The organism is Bilophila sp. 4_1_30, assembly GCF_000224655.1.
Classification (GTDB): Bacteria; Desulfobacterota; Desulfovibrionia; order Desulfovibrionales; family Desulfovibrionaceae; genus Bilophila; species Bilophila wadsworthia.
Map to the genome: position 1 here is coordinate 341,034 of NZ_JH114231.1, position 1,622 is coordinate 342,655.

The 1,622-nt window shown below is 52.9% G+C and carries 2 protein-coding genes; one reads left to right on the forward strand and one right to left on the reverse strand.

Translation table 11 applies throughout. The features are described 5' to 3' along the window. The coding region (tnpA, locus tag HMPREF0178_RS01635; protein WP_009378487.1) for an IS200/IS605 family transposase at positions 1-275 on the forward strand (275 nt) is incomplete at its 5' end. Positions 276-702: 427 nt separating this feature from the next. Here the strand turns inward: tnpA and HMPREF0178_RS22895 are convergent. After that, entirely contained in the window at positions 703-1,533 is an 831-nt protein-coding gene (locus tag HMPREF0178_RS22895) for a diguanylate cyclase domain-containing protein (protein WP_009378489.1), read from the reverse strand. Between the last annotated feature and the right edge of the window lie 89 nt (positions 1,534-1,622).

The window sequence follows — 1,622 nt, forward strand, 5'->3', positions numbered from 1 at the left end:
TACATATGCTGCTGGAGATACCGCCCAAGATGAGCGTGTCTGGATTTATGGGGTATCTGAAGGGTAAAAGCAGCCTGATGCTGTATAAACGATTTGGCGATCTGAAGTTCAAATACCGCAATCGTGAATTCTGGTGCCGGGGCTACTACGTGGATACGGTAGGCAAGAACAAAGAGAAGATTAGGGATTACATAAAGAAACAGCTGGAAGAGGATAAACTGGGTACGCAGCTTTGCCTTCCCTACCCGGGTAGCCCGTTTACGGGCCGCAAGTAACAGAAATGCCGACGCCAGATTCGCTATGCGCCTGTTAGGGCGCTGCTGGTAACAGAGCCTTACAGGCGCATATGAAGAACCACCGGCTAGGCCGGTGGGTTCCTTTTTCATTTCTGCTTCTGCCGCCACTTCCACGACGAGGTCAAGTTGGCGCCACAGTCACCGTGTCGCTTCATGCTTGTCCTGCACCGTGCCGGGCCATGCGAGGGCCGGGAGATGAACCCCCTTGCACTTTGGGAGTATTCTACCTCAGCCATAACTTTTTTGCCTCTAACATTATTCGTGTTATTATAACTAATAAATTTAGCATAAATCCTGTTTGTCGAAATTCTCTCAAGCCCACTATCGTCATTTCTGTCAACTGGTACTACACACTTCAGCGGAAACGTGGAGCTCGCGAATAATTCTGTTTCGGCTCCGGGTACGTTCAATCGTGTCCCGCTTTGCGGGAGCATTTATTGGCATACATAAGTTGGTCAGCTTGAGTCAGCAGTTCATCGCCATTTTCGTCTCCGGAGAAGACGGACACCCCGATGCTTGCCTTCACTGCCACGTTATTCCCTTCGTATACCAGAGGTTCCTCCAATAATCTCAGAATACGTTCGATGACTTTGCTCACCTCTATCGGCGGCATACGGGCTTCGATAAGCAGTACGAATTCGTCGCCGCCAAGCCGGATAACTGTATCGTCGGCTCGAACCATGCGCAGCAGACGTCTGGCGGTAGCGCAGAGGACAAAATCCCCGGCGGCATGTCCGAGCGTATCGTTAATGGGCTTGAAGTCATCAAGGTCAATGAGAACAATATATCCCTGTCCACCGTAGCGTCTGGCCCTGGCTAGAGCCGCATTGAGGCATTCGGCCAGTTTCAGGCGGTTGCCAAGGCCTGTAAGCGGATCGATGCGGGCCTGTTGTTCTAGTTCAGCCTGTTGGCGGGCTACTGTCTCCATAAGTTCGTCATAAGCCTTGATCAGGCCGGAGAGTTCGTCATTGCGACGGGCAATCGAGAGCTCCGCAGCCAATGCAGGACTGTCGCGGCTGGTGCTTCGCTTATCAATGAGTTGCTGGAAGGCCCTGAGCGGCTGACTGATCAGACGGCGGAAGGTCAGCATGGCGGTGGTCACGAACAAGTACTCCCAGAGGGAATCCGTGGCTCTTTGCATGATACTGACCGGGGTGAATTCTATTTCAAGCGTTCCGACATTGAAGCTGTGCCCTGCACCGTCGTCGTAGACAAGTTGCTTGACATAGGGTGACATGCCCCCGTTCGAAAGCACTCCACTGGCCAGAGTACTGCCTGTGCAGGCGTTGTGCAGACGTCCGCCGCTGATGGCCTAGACTGGAGCAT